The 17,108-nt window shown below is 37.6% G+C and carries 20 protein-coding genes; 4 read left to right on the plus strand and 16 right to left on the minus strand.

Annotated features, from left to right (window positions below; genetic code table 11):
• The first annotated feature begins 278 nt into the window (after positions 1-278).
• Positions 279-893, plus strand: a complete 615-nt coding sequence (locus AC2CGN_RS14135; protein ID WP_484514508.1) for an exosporium glycoprotein BclB-related protein — start codon at positions 279-281, stop codon at positions 891-893.
• A gap of 161 nt (positions 894-1,054) precedes the next feature.
• Here the strand turns inward: AC2CGN_RS14135 and AC2CGN_RS14140 are convergent, their stop codons facing one another.
• The 13 genes from AC2CGN_RS14140 to AC2CGN_RS14200 form a co-directional block, all read right to left on the minus strand.
• Positions 1,055-1,567, minus strand: a complete 513-nt coding sequence (locus tag AC2CGN_RS14140; protein WP_484514510.1) for a YfiT family bacillithiol transferase — start codon at positions 1,565-1,567, stop codon at positions 1,055-1,057.
• A gap of 494 nt (positions 1,568-2,061) precedes the next feature.
• A complete protein-coding gene (locus tag AC2CGN_RS14145) occupies positions 2,062-2,547 on the minus strand; it encodes a hypothetical protein (RefSeq protein WP_429983314.1) in 486 nt (161 codons plus the stop codon).
• A gap of 74 nt (positions 2,548-2,621) precedes the next feature.
• Complete coding sequence (locus tag AC2CGN_RS14150; protein ID WP_484514512.1) at positions 2,622-2,936, minus strand: hypothetical protein; 315 nt, start codon at positions 2,934-2,936, stop codon at positions 2,622-2,624.
• A 281-nt stretch (positions 2,937-3,217) separates the two neighbouring features.
• Positions 3,218-3,457 (minus strand): hypothetical protein, encoded by a 240-nt coding sequence (locus tag AC2CGN_RS14155; RefSeq protein WP_484514514.1) that lies wholly within the window; start codon positions 3,455-3,457, stop codon positions 3,218-3,220.
• Positions 3,458-3,468: 11 nt separating this feature from the next.
• Positions 3,469-3,942, minus strand: coding sequence for a GNAT family N-acetyltransferase (locus tag AC2CGN_RS14160; RefSeq protein ID WP_484514516.1), 474 nt, complete (start codon positions 3,940-3,942; stop codon positions 3,469-3,471).
• Between the two features lie 792 nt (positions 3,943-4,734).
• Positions 4,735-5,508 carry an alpha/beta hydrolase gene (locus AC2CGN_RS14165; RefSeq protein ID WP_429989016.1) on the minus strand — a complete coding sequence of 258 codons (774 nt, stop codon included), beginning with the start codon at positions 5,506-5,508 and terminating at the stop codon, positions 4,735-4,737.
• Positions 5,508-6,308 carry an ABC transporter ATP-binding protein gene (locus AC2CGN_RS14170; protein ID WP_286923440.1) on the minus strand — a complete coding sequence of 267 codons (801 nt, stop codon included), beginning with the start codon at positions 6,306-6,308 and terminating at the stop codon, positions 5,508-5,510. The genes AC2CGN_RS14165 and AC2CGN_RS14170 overlap by 1 nt, the downstream gene beginning before the upstream one ends.
• A gap of 13 nt (positions 6,309-6,321) precedes the next feature.
• Positions 6,322-7,353: a FecCD family ABC transporter permease gene (locus AC2CGN_RS14175; protein WP_484514518.1), complete on the minus strand. Its 1,032-nt coding sequence runs from the start codon at positions 7,351-7,353 to the stop codon at positions 6,322-6,324.
• Positions 7,346-8,353 (minus strand): FecCD family ABC transporter permease, encoded by a 1,008-nt coding sequence (locus tag AC2CGN_RS14180; protein ID WP_429983318.1) that lies wholly within the window; start codon positions 8,351-8,353, stop codon positions 7,346-7,348. Before AC2CGN_RS14180 ends, AC2CGN_RS14175 begins: the two co-directional genes overlap by 8 nt.
• A gap of 91 nt (positions 8,354-8,444) precedes the next feature.
• A complete protein-coding gene (locus AC2CGN_RS14185) occupies positions 8,445-9,428 on the minus strand; it encodes an ABC transporter substrate-binding protein (protein WP_429983319.1) in 984 nt (327 codons plus the stop codon).
• Positions 9,429-9,643: 215 nt separating this feature from the next.
• Entirely contained in the window at positions 9,644-10,474 is an 831-nt protein-coding gene (locus AC2CGN_RS14190; RefSeq protein WP_484514521.1) for an AraC family transcriptional regulator, read from the minus strand.
• A complete protein-coding gene (locus AC2CGN_RS14195; protein ID WP_484514523.1) occupies positions 10,456-10,950 on the minus strand; it encodes a DinB family protein in 495 nt (164 codons plus the stop codon). The genes AC2CGN_RS14190 and AC2CGN_RS14195 overlap by 19 nt, the downstream gene beginning before the upstream one ends.
• A gap of 16 nt (positions 10,951-10,966) precedes the next feature.
• Positions 10,967-11,536, minus strand: a complete 570-nt coding sequence (locus AC2CGN_RS14200) for a nucleotidyltransferase family protein (RefSeq protein WP_429988233.1) — start codon at positions 11,534-11,536, stop codon at positions 10,967-10,969.
• A 310-nt stretch (positions 11,537-11,846) separates the two neighbouring features.
• Between AC2CGN_RS14200 and AC2CGN_RS14205 the strand changes: the two genes are divergently transcribed.
• Entirely contained in the window at positions 11,847-12,647 is an 801-nt protein-coding gene (locus tag AC2CGN_RS14205; protein ID WP_484514525.1) for a sulfite exporter TauE/SafE family protein, read from the plus strand.
• On the opposite strand, the gene AC2CGN_RS14210 is transcribed toward AC2CGN_RS14205, so the two are convergent.
• From AC2CGN_RS14210 to AC2CGN_RS14220, 3 genes are all read right to left on the minus strand, one after another.
• On the minus strand, positions 12,636-12,995 hold the full coding sequence (locus tag AC2CGN_RS14210; protein ID WP_286923432.1) for a YybH family protein: 360 nt from the start codon (positions 12,993-12,995) through the stop codon (positions 12,636-12,638). The genes AC2CGN_RS14205 and AC2CGN_RS14210 overlap by 12 nt on opposite strands.
• Positions 12,996-13,080: 85 nt before the next feature.
• Positions 13,081-13,956 (minus strand): DMT family transporter, encoded by an 876-nt coding sequence (locus AC2CGN_RS14215; RefSeq protein ID WP_484514527.1) that lies wholly within the window; start codon positions 13,954-13,956, stop codon positions 13,081-13,083.
• An 8-nt stretch (positions 13,957-13,964) separates the two neighbouring features.
• Positions 13,965-14,924, minus strand: a complete 960-nt coding sequence (locus tag AC2CGN_RS14220; protein WP_429989439.1) for a proline dehydrogenase family protein — start codon at positions 14,922-14,924, stop codon at positions 13,965-13,967.
• Positions 14,925-15,037: 113 nt separating this feature from the next.
• Between AC2CGN_RS14220 and pdxR the strand changes: the two genes are divergently transcribed.
• Together pdxR and AC2CGN_RS14230 are read left to right on the plus strand one after the other, a co-directional pair.
• Complete coding sequence (gene pdxR / locus AC2CGN_RS14225; protein ID WP_484514529.1) at positions 15,038-16,435, plus strand: MocR-like pyridoxine biosynthesis transcription factor PdxR; 1,398 nt, start codon at positions 15,038-15,040, stop codon at positions 16,433-16,435.
• Between the two features lie 90 nt (positions 16,436-16,525).
• On the plus strand, positions 16,526-17,017 hold the full coding sequence (locus AC2CGN_RS14230; protein WP_484514531.1) for an SRPBCC family protein: 492 nt from the start codon (positions 16,526-16,528) through the stop codon (positions 17,015-17,017).
• The last annotated feature ends 91 nt before the right edge of the window (positions 17,018-17,108 follow it).

The raw sequence follows: 17,108 nt of genomic DNA on the forward strand, positions 1-17,108 counted from the left end.
TTAAGAGTAGAACTGAAGATCAATTTAGCCTTGGCGTAATTGTAGCTGCCGCTGCCGCTTTGCTTTCAATACAAGAAACATTTGCTGAATGAAGATAAATCGTCCAATAAGTATGAAAATACATATTGGACTTTTTTATGTTTAACAGGCACATCAGATGATTCATGCAGATGAGCAAAGTCTCTCCTAAAGTTTAAACAATAAAGGCTTAAAATTAGATATTTGCCCTGACCCCACAAACATAGCTGAATAGAATAATGAAGAAAGGGGGTGTAAAAATGTGTATGAATTGTATGAATTCAACGTGCGGCGGCTGTGCAAATAAAAATAATCAGTGTAATGCACTTGGTCCTTTTGAAGCTATAGAAGCTGCATGTATTACTACTCCACCAGCAACAGGCTCTATCATCCCATTCGCATCAGGTACTGTTCCTGTTATTTTAACAGCAGTTCTAGGTGGTGCAATCGGTACAGTAAGTATGGTAGGATTCGGTACGTCTATTCCAGGGGTAACTCTTACTGGTACAAATATAGATTTAACAGCTGCTACAGGAACAGAAGCCTTTTCAGTTCCACGTGCTGGTACTATTACATCTATTTCTGCATCATTGTCTGCTACAGTTGCTGTAACCCTTACTGGAACAGCAACAGTCAGAGCACAAATTTACCGCGCGGTTGCGGGAAGTAATGTTTTCAGCCCTACAACAGCATTTGTTGATTTAGCACCAGCTCTGTCAACAATAGCAGTAGGTACTATTACATTTGGTACTGCAAACGTTGTTCCAGTGCCAGTAGCTGCTGGTGATCGTTTATTAATGGTGTTCTCCATTACTTCTTCAGGGATTGTTGCAACTGTTACGGGTAACGCAAGTGCAGGAATCAATATTGTATAAAAAATTATGCTCGTAAGTCAGATATAAGCTACCTTACAGTGTTATTAGCCATGCAAAATATGATAATACCTTGAAAACAATTGAAAAAACAAGCAAAAAATAGGCGATTTTCTTCAAAACCGAGAAATCGCCTATTTTTCAATTTAAATAGATTGCAATGATTATTTTGCCAAAGCATTTTGAATATGAGCAAGGTGATGCTTTCCATGCCAAGCATATAAAGCTATGGCTTTTTCAAGTGTCAGTAACCCTGAATCAGGATGGTTAAACGCTCTTTGCAGTTGCTCCTCTGTTAGACTGGACAGTAAATAAACCCAGCGCTCATGTAAGCTTTCGATAAGTTTATGGGATGTCGCTACTGGAAGTTCTGAATCTGGGAGTTGAGCCCATTCCGCTTCGTTGTACGGCTTAATCGTCGGTACATCCTCTGTAAGTGCTAATTTAAAACGAATATAGCTATTCATATGACCATCAGCGATATGATGGATTAGCTGTGTTACAGTCCAGCCATTTTCTCGATAAGTTTTCGCTAATGCTTGCTCACTTGCTCCACTAAGTTCCTCCGCTAGCTGTCTAGGTAGCAGACGAATATCCTCAATCCAGTCCTTTACTTGCTCTATTGTCACTACTTCTGGAAATTGAAATTGCCCAATTGGATAGCGTAAATCGGTCATATAGGCTCTCCCCCGTTCTCTATTTTCTTACTTTTCATATTACCAATTTAATATTTTACGCGCTACCTGCATTATTTCTTCAGGATTAGTTTCTTTTTCATTAGTTAATTTTGAACCTTATATATTCATTGTACTTTCAATCATAGAAATTAATTTTGGAAATTCTTTATTGAAAAGAAATTCAATGCCATTTTCTTTAAATTTGTCATAGATCTTTTCATAATAAATTGAGATTTTGCCATCAATAGAAGGACTGATAATGATTTAAGCTTAGTTAATACCATTATAATAATCTTAATAATGAAAGGTACATTTTTTCACCTTTGCTTCAAGATACATAGCTTCAAATTTTTACTTAGCTGGCTGCTAATTTCTAAGTAATCCCTCTTAAATGAAATATTTCTTTCACCTAAAAATAAAACCCTTATTTTGTAAGAATCCAACCTTACAAAACAAGGGTTTTAAAGTATTATTTCATGATAACACACCTAATACTATTGAGTTATATCATAAATTAACGTATCAAAATAACTACCGTTGATATAAAGTAATATTGCCCATAGTCCCGGCTCTGGAATCTTTACACTTGAAGGTGTATGGGCATCTGCACCATTGTTAGGTCCACCAAGACCCGTTGACCAGCCATTGATCAAAATTGGATGAACTGTTTTTGAATCTTTATGATAGCCGACTATCGTCAGCTCTGTGTCAAGGGTAGGCTCTATTCCCCAAAGATGCCACATCCATTTTTGGGTGCTTAGACTTGGCGCATCAGCACCAATGACGCCAGATTTATTGATATTCCCTACTATACTACCTCTATCACCAAATACTTCGGCTTGTTTGTCCCAATTAATTGATGCAAAGTCACTTTCTTGTACAAAATCAGGTAAATCATCTGGTAGGACAATTGCTTTTTCGTTCATAACACAGCCTGTTAGACATAATAATACTGTAAACAAAAGGATACATCGCTTCATTACATCGCTCCTTTAAGATGGCTTTATCTATGTAACGAATTTTTTGCATACATTGTTACAGATTATTCCGAATATTATTCAATCGATTTCATTACAAACTCAGCTAACGATTTTAGAGGATGAATAATTGTTAACCCTGACTCTTTTTCGAAAAGCTGTGCGGCCTCCACCATTGAAAGCTGTGCCACAGAAATTTGCCGTTGCGCTTCTTTTAAATGATTAAGAGCTTGAAGAATGGTTTTCTTATAGGCTTCCTGCTTTCCCTGCATAATCAGTTCAAAAGTATTGTCGATTACCTTTGCTGCAACTTCAATTTCTTTGTTATGTTGTATAGCATATTGCTGAAGCCTGCTCATTGTCCCCTCTACAGTCCCGGGATTCGTAAACAAGATTGTCTGAGGCTGCTCATTCCTACAAATAGCTTCAAAAAAAGGCTCGTCTATTTTCAAAATTGGAATGGAAAGCTTAATGGGTGCTTCCTCTAACAGAGCAATATAATTTGTACACGTTAATCAATTATGCCTCGGCATAATTGCGTCCGGAATCGGCTTTGTGCTTGCACAAAGAATTCCTTTTCGATTCCGTGACATCCCCCGGAGGCTTTAACTTCTTTCAGCGGGTATTTGGATATCCTCTGAAAAGTAGCTTAAATTCGAATTCATCTCACCAGCTATAGAGATGGAAGACTTCTGCTGAAAGAAGTTAAAATGGTATCTATCTGACAGTTCTCCATCCATTCAAGCTGTTCCTTCACCTTAAAAGCTAAACCGCTATTTCCATTTGAGGCTTGTAGGATAAGACCTGGATCTACAAAATGTACAAGCTCTATGTGATTAATGTTAAAAAATGTTTGTTCAATATATGCTATGTTCGAATAATGTGCATGCAAGCAGCCAAGCCTTTTCCGCAAATGTAGTCCCCCTACTTAGTAAGCTGTTTCTCTATTGTTACTATAGAAAGAGAGAAGCCGTTTAGATTCTCGCTCTTCTCCTCTTTTGTAATAACATAACCTAATGAACGATATAACTCAATGTTTCGAGGGGCAGACATACGAACCTTACAATTACTAATCGTTTTTCCATTAGCAAGTGCTTGGTGCTCAAGCTCTTTCAATAATGCTTTTGCCAAGCCTTTTCCTTGTTTTGATGGGATGACAGATAATCTAAAAAAATAAACACTGTGATCACTAAATGTAAACCTTACCATAGCAACGGGCTGCTCATCGAGATAAGCAATAAAGGAATATTCTCCTCTTTCCATATCCTTTTTAATTGATTCAACCGTTTCATTAAGTGCACTTGAAGGCGGTGTTGCATGCTCATATTCTTTAAATGCCTGTAGCATTACATCATGAATAATAGGTGCATCTTTTAATTGTACTAACATAATCACCATTTTTACCCGCACTCCTCTTTTGTTTTAATATACATTTTAATGAATTTTTAGACAAACTTAAATCACATTATCAAAGATGATCCGGTTTCATGTTGTTGAAATTATGTCAATGAAATCAAGGTGACAAATTAAAAGTATAGTCCTTTTTCAAAACGAGGGGTTGATCTCCGTTCCGACTGAGTGCTTTCCTGGGGGCGTCCGATGAGCCGCTTCACTCGCGTTCCAGGGTCTCATCTGTGACGCTGAATCCCCAAGGAGTCACTCAGTCTACACTCCAATCAACCATTGCTCATAGTATTTTCTTCTGGCATTTCACACAAATTAATAGTGATAAATTTGAAGTCTTAGCCATCACTATATTGTGCAAAAATGGAGCTTTGATAACATTTTTCTATGTGTGCAGAGCGACAGTAATAAGTGGAATTATGTAAAGTGAAAAAGTAGTTTTATGCATAGAATGTAGGTTGACAGCTATAGAATTGTACCACTATTCTATCCATTTAATGACGGTGAGTAACATGTTTTTATTTTACTTTTGAGGGAAAAAATATTTAAAGTTCTACACTATTGCTGATTGGAGTGCAAGGCTACTCGACTCCCGTGGGATAGCGAGACAGATGAGACCCTGCACGGAGCGTCAGCGCAGGAAGCGGCTCGTCGCTCGCCCACAGGAAAGCGAGTAGCCTGGAACGGAAATCACCTCCATTTTGACTAAATATTCACAAAAGTATCCTTGACCATTTAGTTTTTCAAAAACTATGAAACCGCATTATCAAAGATAATGCGGTTTGGTTATTTATTTTTATTCACAAAACGTATTGCTCTACTCATAATAGTTGGAACAATGGAAGCATGATTTTCCTCGAATCCCTCATAAAAGGAGGTATCCACAACATCCTGTAATTTATTAACAATTCGCTGTGCATCATCCACCATAAAGGTTTCAAGCTCACCTACTCCGATGAACAGCTTTGCCTTTATTTCCTGATTATCCATAATAAATGCTGATGCATAACGTAATAGCTCATGCTCATTCCACCAAATAGAAGGACTAATAGCAATATAACGTTGATAACTGGACGATTGATGGAATAATTGCCACAGCACAAAATAGCCTGCCAGTGAATGCCCAAAAAGTGTTTGCTGCTCCTTATTTATAGGGAAGTTAGCGAGAATCTCTGGCTTTAATTCTTCTTCTAAAAATCTGCTAAAGTTCTCGGCTCCACCATGCCTTTCATAGCCTTTTCCTTTAAATCTTGCAGGATAAATATAGGTTTCGGCTTGTCCCGTAAAATCATAAAAACGTCGTTCCTGCATATCAGCTCCATGACCAATGCCAACAACAATTGCTGGTAATATACCTGTCTTAGGAGCATTCCGACTTTGTAGACGCACTGCCTCCTTGACAAGCTGGAAATAGGACGACCCATCTAATACATATAAAACAGGAAAGCCTCCTTCTGGCGCCTCACACTGAGGTACATAGATGTTGATTGTGTACATATAATTCGTAAATTTGGAGGACATTTGCTCCGTTAAATAATCGGACGATTGTCTTTCAATCATCATTGATGAACCTCCTTCAACACATCATAGCCATAGCATACAGGTGTTTTTGTCACAGGATCTTCCATAATACGTGCATCAATATTAAATACCTGACGCATCACATCCACACACAATATTTCTTGTGGTGTTCCTGTTTTCATCACAACACCCTGACGCATTGCGATTAAATGGTCAGAATAACGTGCTGCATGATTAATGTCATGCAAGACCATCACAATTGTACAACGATGCTCTTCATTCAAGCTTTTCACAATTTCTAGCACCTCTAACTGGTGTGCCATATCCAAATAGGTCGTTGGCTCATCTAACAATAAAATATTTGTTTCCTGTGCAAGTGCCATTGCCAGCCATACACGCTGACGCTGACCTCCTGAAAGCTGTGCAAGGTCTCGATCGCGAAATTCTATTGTATTGGTAACGGTTAAGGCCCACTCAATCATTTCCTCGTCCTTTTTTGTTAAGCGATTGACATTATTCCGATGCGGATAGCGACCGTAGGCAATTAGCTCCTCTACCTTTAGCTGCCCAGGAGCAATAGGTGTTTGTGAAAGGATTGCTAGCTTTTTTGCGATGTCTTTTGTAGATAGATTTTGCATATTTTGGTCCTGCAAATAAACCGTACCCTGTTGTTTTTTCAATATTCGACCGATTGTTTTCAACAGTGTGGATTTTCCACAACCATTTGGTCCTATAATGGTTGTAACCTTGCCCTCCTCAATTGTTAAATTAAGACCTTCAAATACCCGAATCTGCTCATAGCCAGAAGATAAATTTTCCATTCTAAATGCAGTTTGCATTACTATTTCCCTCCTATGCCTTTGATTTCACTAATAAATATAAGAAATACGGAATTCCTATAATGGAAACAACAATACCAACGGCCAGCTCAGACGGTGCAAATACTGTTTTTCCAATAAAATCAGCTAAAATTAATAAGCTAGCGCCAACTAATGCACTTACTGGCATAACATAACGATGCTGAATGCCAACAAGCTGTTTCGCAATATGTGGTGCCATCAATCCAATAAAGCCAATACTACCTGACACCGATACACAGGCACTGACTAGACCAACACTTGCCAGAAGTAGTTTCATCTTCTCTTTTTCAACCGCTATCCCTAGACTAGTAACACTTTCCTCTTCCAGCTGAAAATAATCGAGTAAATATGATTTACGATGCACATAAATACCTAATAGAATAAGCCATGGCAGCATCGTTACTACGAAAATCCAGTTAGCATTATAGATAGAGCCAGCCATCCAAACTGCTGCTGATTCATAATCTTGGGCACTCATTTTTAATGATAAAAATAACGATAAAGCTCCAAATCCACTATTAATAGCTATCCCAGTTAAAATTAAGCGCTGCATATCTAAATGACCATTTTTTAGGGCAAAGGAAAAAATTAGAATAGCAGCTATTGCACCTCCGACAAATCCAAATAGGGGCATCATTAATATAGATATCCAGCTACTCATATCTGCAGTCACTAAACGTAATTGAAAGAAAAACATAAATATAACAACAGCTGCTCCAGCTCCAGCATTGATTCCTAAAATGCCAGGATCTGCTAGACCATTGCGTGTAATACCTTGTAAAACAACCCCTGCCATACCTAAGCCAACACCAACAAGGGCAGCTATGACAATACGCGGTAAACGAAATTCAAAAATAACAAGATCGAATTTTGGATTAGGCTCAATACGTAGTAATGTTTTGATGACATCCATCACTGACATATCAAATGCGCCATTTGTAATATGAAGATAGCTGGCACCCAAAATACATAAAATAAGTATTGAAGCGGTCATAACAAATACACTTGAGGCTTTTTTACGCACGCTTTTCACCCCCGTGTTTACGAACTAAATACAAGAAGAATGGAACCCCAACTAATGCTGTTAAAACACCAATTGGCGTTTCGAATGGGAAATTGACAAAACGACTTAGCACATCACAAAGTGCTAGGAAAAACGAGCCTATTACCGCCGCACAAGGAATAATAAAACGATAATCTACCCCAACAAGGAAGCGTGTAATATGCGGGATAACTAATCCAACAAAGGCAATCTTTCCGACAAGTGCAACTGCCGTACCTGTTAAACATACGACAGCTAGCATACTAATGATTTTCACCGCTGTTGTTTTTTGCCCAAGCCCAATGGCAATATCTTCACCCAAAGAAGTGATTGTAATAGCCTTCGCTGATAATAAGGCCAGGACTAAACCGATTAAACCAAATGGAATAGCTAGCAGCAGCATATCCATATCCACCATATGTACCTTCGTGTTATACCATACGCTTACGGTTTGAGATACTTGGAAATACATTGCAATGGCGGTGGCTATACTACTTAAAAATGTACCAATAACTGTACCAATAATTGCAAGACGTACAGGGGATAATCCATTACGAATTAATGAACCAAATCCAAAAACTATCCCAGCTCCTAATGCGGAACCAATCATAGAAAGCAGAATCATTTGGTAGTTAGGGAGACCTGGGAAAAATACAATAGCTAACGTAATTACAAATGCTGAGCCATCATTTACACCCATCAAGGAAGGTGATGCTAAATAATTTCGTGTAATCCCCTGCATAACGGCGCCAGCTACTGCTAAAAATGCGCCCACTAATAAAACTGCAGCGATCCTAGGAATACGACCAGTTCTAACAATTTGATGATCCACATTCGAGGGATCAAATGCAGAAATCGCCTGCCATATTGTGATGGCACTAATGTCCTTTGTTCCGTACATAACGGAGACTAATGCTATCATCCCAATTAAAAATGGAGAAGCTGCTACTATTGAAAATGCCATCATGTTTGTTTTTTTCAACTTCCACACCTTTTTCTATTTTTTTATACTCTTATAAAAGGCTGGAAATAGCCTGGTGATGCCACCAAATCTATTACCAGCCTCGTTAAAACTATTTAAGTAATTTTTCTACTGCAATATCCAGGAATTTCACTTTAGACCAAGCTGTACCACCCTGAGCTAACGGATCAATTGCATTCACGAAAATTTGATGATTTTGTGATGCCTTTAAGCTTTCAAAAATCGGATTCTTTTGTAAATCCTCTAATGCTTTTGGTGCATCTGCATTTTCTGATTCCTCAAACTGAAGGAAAATTGCGTCTGGATTTACCTGCGCTAATGTTTCAAGTGAAAGTTCAGCCTGAGCTTTTGTTGTTTTAAGAATTTCAGGAATTGGTGCCCCTAAATCCTCATATAAAACTGGATTTAAGTAAACGCCTGCTGGATAAATATACATTACTCCGCCACGGACTCGAATAACTAATACTTGTTTGTCCGTAAGTTGCTCTTTCGATTTAGCCTGTGCATCAGCCACCTTGGCATCATAATCGGCAATGATTTTTTTTGCATCACCTTCTTTACCAGTAAGCTGTGCAAGTAAAGTGAAGTTTTCCTTCCAGTTTGTAGAGATATGTGAATATGGAATCATCGTCTGAATTTTGTTAAGCTTTTCAGCAGTTTCCTCAGGGAACTTGGAAGTACCTATAATTACATCTGGATCAAGATTAAGGATGGCTTCCACATTCGGTTCCATTTTGTTCCCCACAAGCTTAGCACCCTCAAATTCAGAAGCAAGATATGAAGGAACTTTGCCACCAATTTCAAGTACCCCAACTGGCTTAATACCAAGCATTGCAGCATCCTCCATGGACTCTAAGCTTGCTGCTACAATGTTATTCACTTTAGCAGGAAGTTCATATTTTTCTCCTAAATAAGAGATTGTCTGAGTTTTGGCCTTATTTGTTTGTGATTCTGTCGCGCTTGTTTCTGCTGCATTATTTGAAGATGCATTTGACTCTTCTACCTTATCTGATCCACATGCTGCCAAGGATAAAGCTATTAAAGCAGGCGCACACATTTTAAAATATTTATTCATTTATATTCTCTCCCTATAACTCTCTATTGATAATGATAATCGTTTTCATCTATAAGTCAATAGAAATCAGTCATTTAATTGATACTGATTATCATTTACGGATATTATCCTAACAAAGAGAAAAACAGATGTGAATGGATAATTTCATGAATCACATGGACTTTTGCCGTTTTTATTTCACAGAAAAAGCTATTTCTTTTTCAAGAAATAGCTTTCTATACATATTTAGCTTCCTCCATCATTGTTTTCCGATAGGCCGTCGGGGACATTCCCGTACATTTTTTGAAAACTCGGCTAAAATAAAAGCAATCCAAGTAGCCTACACATTCTGCTATCTCCGCAATCGTAGTATCGTGATACTCCAATAAATCCTTCGCTCTCCGCATTCGGTATTCTGTTAAGTATGTGCTAGGATTCATACCCGTATGTTGCTCAAATAAATAAGCAAATCTGCGACGCTCTACACCGAATTCCTCGGCTATCTTTGAAACTGATATTTGCTTAGCGTAGTTTTCATTTATATACTGCATAGCTTGCTCCATAATGTCACTTGCTGTATCAAGAATCTTCACTTTTGCCGAAATAAGAATAGTCTCTAGCAAATTCATAAATAACGTTTTAGACTTCAATAGTGCCATATTTCCCGGCAATGATTGACTCTCTATTAATTGTTGGACATAATCTATAATTTTTGTATGATAGCCTGTATCGATTAAAAAATGCTGATTCGCTAAAGGATATTTATTTGTTTCTTCTAAAGGGATAGAATAATGGACCACTGCATATTCCCATATTTGATCACCAATAACCTTAATTTCAATCGGCATTTGAGGTCCTGCATGTATAACCATACCTGGCGCCATTGTGTATGGTGCACCATTAAAACTAAAGCTTGCCCTTCCTGAAAGTGGAACAACTAGACCACACTTCCCAGGGGCGGTTGTTCGTCCTCTATCAATTTGACCAGGCTTCATCTTATTTGTAAAGATATCCGTAAATTTCACATTTACATGTGCATAGTAGTTAATTAAATGCTTGATATCCATTTTTCAGCTCCCACATTTTTTAAAACATTTTGGATTTTTGAAAAATGATGAAGATCATGATCTATTAAACCCGTAAAGTAACTTAATAACGTTAATTCAGAAACACCTATTTTCAATGATTGCGGCCATTTCTGGTCTTCTATTTGTTGAATTGCACCCATTAGTAAATTTCTGCTTTGTAAAAATTGTTCGATTGTTTCCTCCTTGCTTTTTAATCGACTTTCCTTTGCGGCATGTGTATTTATATCTTCAGCATTTGGTCCCTTTGGTAGAATTTCATCAGCCAAAAGATACGGTAGTCGTTGCTGGTACACGAATTCATCCCATGGAGTAAGATGTCCAATTACTTCTGCTACTGTCCATTTTCCAGGTTCAATAGGTGAACGCCATTGTTCCTCCGTCAGATGCAATAAACCTTCCACAAATTGTAGAGATTTTTCATAATGAATGAGTATTTGATTTTTATCGTAATACAAACACTATATCCCCTTCCTAATCGTAAGCAATCTGCAGCTTTGGCCAAATGGATGTCCAATTTTTCTGCTGAATTCTGCGCTTATAAATTTCATGCATTGGCGTGTCTTTTTGAAAATATGGTGTAGGAGCGACAATCCCAGAAATTAAATGCTGAATTCCATAGGGAGCAGCAATTTCAAGAATTCCATTATTAAGCCTTATACCAATAGCTGTTGGCGTTTCAGGAAAATGAGCAACTCCATCTATTGAAGACTGATAGGGTTTAGTATTATTCACTACATGCATTCTTGCCTGATTTTTCACAGACCACGGCTCATTCTGTAAATATTCCCTTAGTTTTTGTTCATACTTTTTCTCATCTTTTTCTGAAAGATTCGCTTTATCAAAATATATCACATCAATATCACCTAAAGGTGTTCTACTTTCATAATGATGAAGATAATCCCACACCTTTGAACGAATAAATCCAGCACAAATCCAGGAATCTGGTAGCTCTAACCTCTCCACAGTAGCTATGATTTCCATCATCCAACGATCTGCTGCAATTAAGTGTTTTAACTCTACTTCTGTTTTTAAATGCTTCATCGTGTCAGTACGCTTTCTGAACCAAGATCGATGTTTTGATAGACATGTTGCTGCATAGTGAATCTCCTCTACACTCTATTTCAAAAATATTCTTCCATTCATTACTATAGTAATGAAATTATTTATTTTATCCAAGTGGACATGCATTTCTGCCTCTAAGCAGCTAGGAATTGAAAGCTGATCTCCTCACAGCTTATAGAGCTACAAAATTTAATTTATATATTATATTTATACAAATCCAAAAATAATATATTAGATTTATCAATCAATTCCATCTACCCTTTAACTAGCAAAGCGAAAGGAGATGCATATGAAAAAATCTTTTATTTTAATCGTCACGCTTATCATTGTAATTGGACTTTTTTATACGAGGCTTTCATTAACACTCGTTAGTATAGGAATGATCGCTGCCTTTATTGGGACCCTTGCTGGGGGTGGCGGGCTTATAACAATCCCAGCCATGATGCTTGTGGGTATACCTATACATACCGGTATTGCCACAAATAAATTTTCTACAGGCATTGCTGCATTATCTAGTATCTTCTACCTTCTTTATCAGCAGGAGCTTCGTCTAGCTTCTATTCTGAAATATGTCACTATTGCATTTACTGGAGGTGTTTGCGGGGCACTTCTAACAATCGCCATGTCAGAGCAGATCATGAATATGATAGCTTGTCTACTACTCATTCTCGTTTTGTTTCTAACGTTAAAAAGAATAGAATGGGCTGCACAGTCAGACGAAAATGAGACAAAACAAGGCTATCTATTATGGCAGCCATTTTTAATTGCGGTATATGATGGTGGTTTTGGTCCTGGCTCTTCCACCTTCAGCATAATACACTATTTACGCCAGCACTATTCTTACATAAAGGCTGTACAGCTTACGCGCGTGCTTCTGTTTGGAAGCTGTACAGGGGCATTTTTAGTCTTTTATCAATCTGGTTTTATACAATGGAAATATGCGATTGCGATGGCAGTAGGCTCTATTATTGGCTCACAGCTGGGGCTTTTAGTTTTACCAAAAATACCCACGAAGGCAGCAAAAATACTACTAACACTCATCATTTCGTTGTTGCTTATTCAAGTTATAGTAAAAATCTTAACTACTTAGATGCTCATGAATTAACTTCCATTTATCATTTTCTTTTATAAATATATTTGTAGCCCTTCCGCTACCTGATATAAAATTCCCCTTATGGTAACCCTCATAATGGTATGTATAAATACAGGTAGCTGATTTTCCATCCACCGTAAGCCATTGTACATCGGTTGCCGAATATATCTCTTGCTCGATTACCTGCCATGCGTGATTAAAGTAATTACCTATATCCTCTAAGGTAGTGCATGTTTTATCGGTAAACCAATAGACCGCCTGTGGATGCAATATTTCCTTTACATTATTAAAATCATGGGAATTCGTAGCTGTAATATATTGTGCTAAAGCTTGCTGATACGTCAAGAAAATCCCTCCTTTTTTAACAATAGTAACGGAAAATATGTCACCATGAAATACTTTATTCACCTTCACAAGCGGTTAACTCAGGTTATCCAATCTGTGTTGATGGCTTAGACAGCAAATAAAGAGCTCCTAAAATAAATACAAATCCTCCGCATTGTAGGAATGAAATATTTTCACCTAAAAATAACGAGGATAACACGATGCTACTAATCGGTAAAAAGCTTGTTAGGATGCCCGCTGATGTTGCAGAAATCCTTGCAAGCCCTTGCTGCATAAGAATAAATGCCAGCACGGTTACAATGATTCCAAAATAGACTACTAACCCCCATTCAGCAAAAGTCACTTCTTTAAAAGCAAAGGAACGACTTTCGGCTATAGCAAAAGGAAAAAACAACACTGCTCCAAAGCAGCTTACCATTGTAGCAACAGTGAGGGCACTTACTCGCTTAGAGTGAGATTTTCCTAATATAATAAATAAGGATTCACAACAAATAGCTCCCAAAATAAGAAGATTACCGGCTAATGAGGTCAAATCTATCGTAGATATGCTAGTAATATTTATTAATACTGTTCCAAAAACAGCCATTAGTACACCAAGCCCGATATATCTCGTCAAATGCTCCTTTAATAGGAAAACTGACAGAGCAGCAGTAAAAGCTGGTAGTGTACTTGTAATAATACCAGCCTCGATTGCTGAGGTTAGTGAAAGACCATTAAGCATTAGAACATTAAACAGAAAGACACCAAACAATGCCTGTAGGAAGATCGATAAATAATCTTTTTTAGCTAGCACTGAAAAACCCTCTACTTTCATCCATAAAGGTACTAGAACAGCAGATGCAACAAGAAATCTCAGTTCATTTGCTAAAAATACAGGAAAGCTTTGTATGATGAGCTTACCTGCTACAACCGAGCTACCAACAATAGTCATCGCGAGTATAACTTTTCCACTTGCCCACATTTGCGTATTCAATAATCCTCACTATTTTCTAAGATTGAAGGATTAATTATATCTGTTACGGCAAGATATAAATTTTCTGGATATTCTGCAATACGGTGGCATAGGTACAAAAACCACTCAGTTCCATACGTCAAATAAACTCTGCATGGGTATCCGTTCTTTTTTAATTGCTGTAACAACGCTGGCTGTACACCATATAACATCTCTATCTCCACATTTGGCTGTTGAAAGTATCGACGCTTCTCCATTTCGAGAATAAGCGCCTTATCATGTGTTGCAATTGAAATTGGATGCTTTGCTTCTATTAATTGTTCAACAAAATGAAGATAACGTTCGTTTAATTTCCTTGACCTTGTTAGCGCAATATCGTCTGACTCCTGAAAAGCGCCTTTTACCAGCCTTATTCTTCCCGGATATTGGGTCAACTGTTGAATATCCTCTTCTGTACGATAAAGATGAGCTTGTAGCGTAATCCCTATATTCGGATATTGCATAGCTATTTTTTTATAGACTTCGATTATACTACTCGTCTTGGAGGACTCCTCCATACTAATCATCAATGAAATACCATATTGCTGTGCTTTCTCTGCAAGCTCCTGTAAATGTGTATAGGCAAGATTTGCGTTTACTGAAAGGCCAATATGGGATAAATCAAAAGATACAGTTTGGTTGAATGAAAGTGCTCCAGTGTCCTCTATAAGCTGTAAAAGCTCCTCCTTCGCCTTTTGACATTCAGCAACATCCTTTGTATTTTCTCCTATGAATTCTAGTGATGTTTGATAATCCTTTGAGATAAAATCCTGAGCAATTCTTAGCGCCTCCTGTCTCTTCTCCCCAGTAACATAACGTTTAGCCGCCTTCCATAATAACGGATAAAGTTCTGCTGATTGCTGAACAGTATGCTTCATTTGCTCATTTCTTGCTGCTAATTTTAAGGCCTGTATCACTAATTCCTCCACATTTTTCATCTTTATTCCTCCTCATTGCTATTTGTCAGTACTTTAACATGGTAAAATTGGTAGCTGTAGAGCCACTTTATAGAAACTTTTAAGGTACCAATTTTAAGAGGGGGCGAAATACAGTGTTATGGATACCGATTGACCGTTCTTCAGCTTTACCTTTAAATCGGCAAGTCTATCAGCAAATTCGTGAAAAAATTTTAAACGGCGAACTACAAGCAGGCGTAAGGTTAGCATCAACCCGGGAGCTTTCTACTGAGCTAAACGTTTCAAGAAATGTCATATTGGAGGCTTATGACCAACTTTTAGCTGAAGGTTTTTTAGTTGCACAGAGAGGTTCGGGTACATTTGTTGCAGAGGGGGCCTCTTTAACTAGGACAGATCCCTCACATGAAATACAGAAAGTCGATCATAAATATGCAGAGAATGGCATCATTAATTTTCGTTCAGGAATTCCAGCATTAGACCTTTTTCCACGCAAAATCTGGGCAAAGCTCTCACATCAGCTGTGGAATGATAGCGAATCAACGAATTTGGGCTATGATTTACCTGAGGGTCGTCTAGAATTAAGACAAACCCTGGCTTATTATTTGAAGAGAACGAGGGGAGTACATTGTCATCCAGAGCAAATCATCATAACGTCTGGTGCTACACAGGCAATGACGTTAGTATCTAGATTACTTTTGTCGCCAAATGACATAGCCATAATGGAAGATCCTATTACGAATGATATTCAAACAATCTTTACATCCTCTGGTGCTACGATTTATCCCATCCCTGTTGATGAAGATGGAATGAAAACTGCATTATTGCCAGAAAACATAGAGCCAAAATTTATATTTCTCACACCCTCACACCAATTTCCGTTAGGTGGGACATTACCAATACAGCGCAGAATTCAATTAGTCCAATATGCAAGAAATCAGCACTGTTATTTGATTGAAGATGATTATGATAGTGAATTTCGCTATGAGGGCTTACCCATAAGCTCCTTACAAGGTTTAGATCCAGAACATGTACTGTATATTGGGTCCTTTAGTAAGATTCTCTCTCCTGCACTACGCATCGGATATATCGTTTTACCGACACATCTTATTGAAAAATGCAGACAGCTAAAGTGGTTTACAGATTTACATACACCCTCTTTAGAACAACTTATTCTGGCACGTTTTATAAACGAAGGCTACTTGGAACGCCATATCGGAAAGATGAAGAAATTTTATAAAAGGCAACGTGATTTTCTTATACAATGTTTACATAAAGCCTTTTCTACTAACATAAAGATACTTGGTTACTCCACAGGCATGCATTTAGTTGCTGAATTTAAAGACATTCATTTTTCCCAAGAGATATTGTTAAAAATCGAACAATTTGGCGTTAAAGTATACCCAGTGGAGAATCATGCCATTGCGAAGGGAAACTATCATAATCGAATAATTATTGGCTATGGACATTTGAAGCAGGAGGAAATTGAAGAAGGCGTAGAAAGACTACTGCAAGCATTGAATTCAATTTTTTAAAAAGAAAATGTGAATATAATTACTTTTATAGGGAATCTTTTAAAAATAGACAATCAATGCTTATAGTTTAAAAAACTAGGAGGTTACCCCATGCTTGCTACAATTCAAAAACAACAAAATCATTATATCGTCAAGTTCAGTCGCTTATTCCCCCATCCAACGGAGACGGTTTGGGCTGCTTTAACGGAAAATGACAAGCTTCAAAAATGGATGAGTAATTTAGAAATCATCCATCTACAGAAAAATGGTAAAATCCATTTTAATATGAATGATGGCACAGCTTTCTTTTTAGAAATCCAGATTACAGATTATGTGGAAAAAGAGGTACTTGAATTTAATTGGGGCAATGATACGGTCAGATTTGAGCTCTCCCCTACCGACAACGGCTCGGTACTTCTACTGGCAGAATCAATTGGTGAATTAACGGCGCATACTCCTAAAGATTTAGCTGGCTGGCATATATGCTTGGACCTACTGTCAGACTTATTAAATGGAACGATACATGAGGAATATCCAATGGAAGAGTGGGAGAAACAGTTTACAGAATATAAAAAGCTTGTAGCAGAAATAGAAAAGATTTAAGCGTAATTGCGTCTGGATTTTAAAGAGTAGCTTTATCTTGCTCTAAATCAAGATCCAAAAACCCTCCTAGAGCGCTATTCTCTGCTCTAGG

The organism is Lysinibacillus sp. DFXJR4, assembly GCF_057196045.1.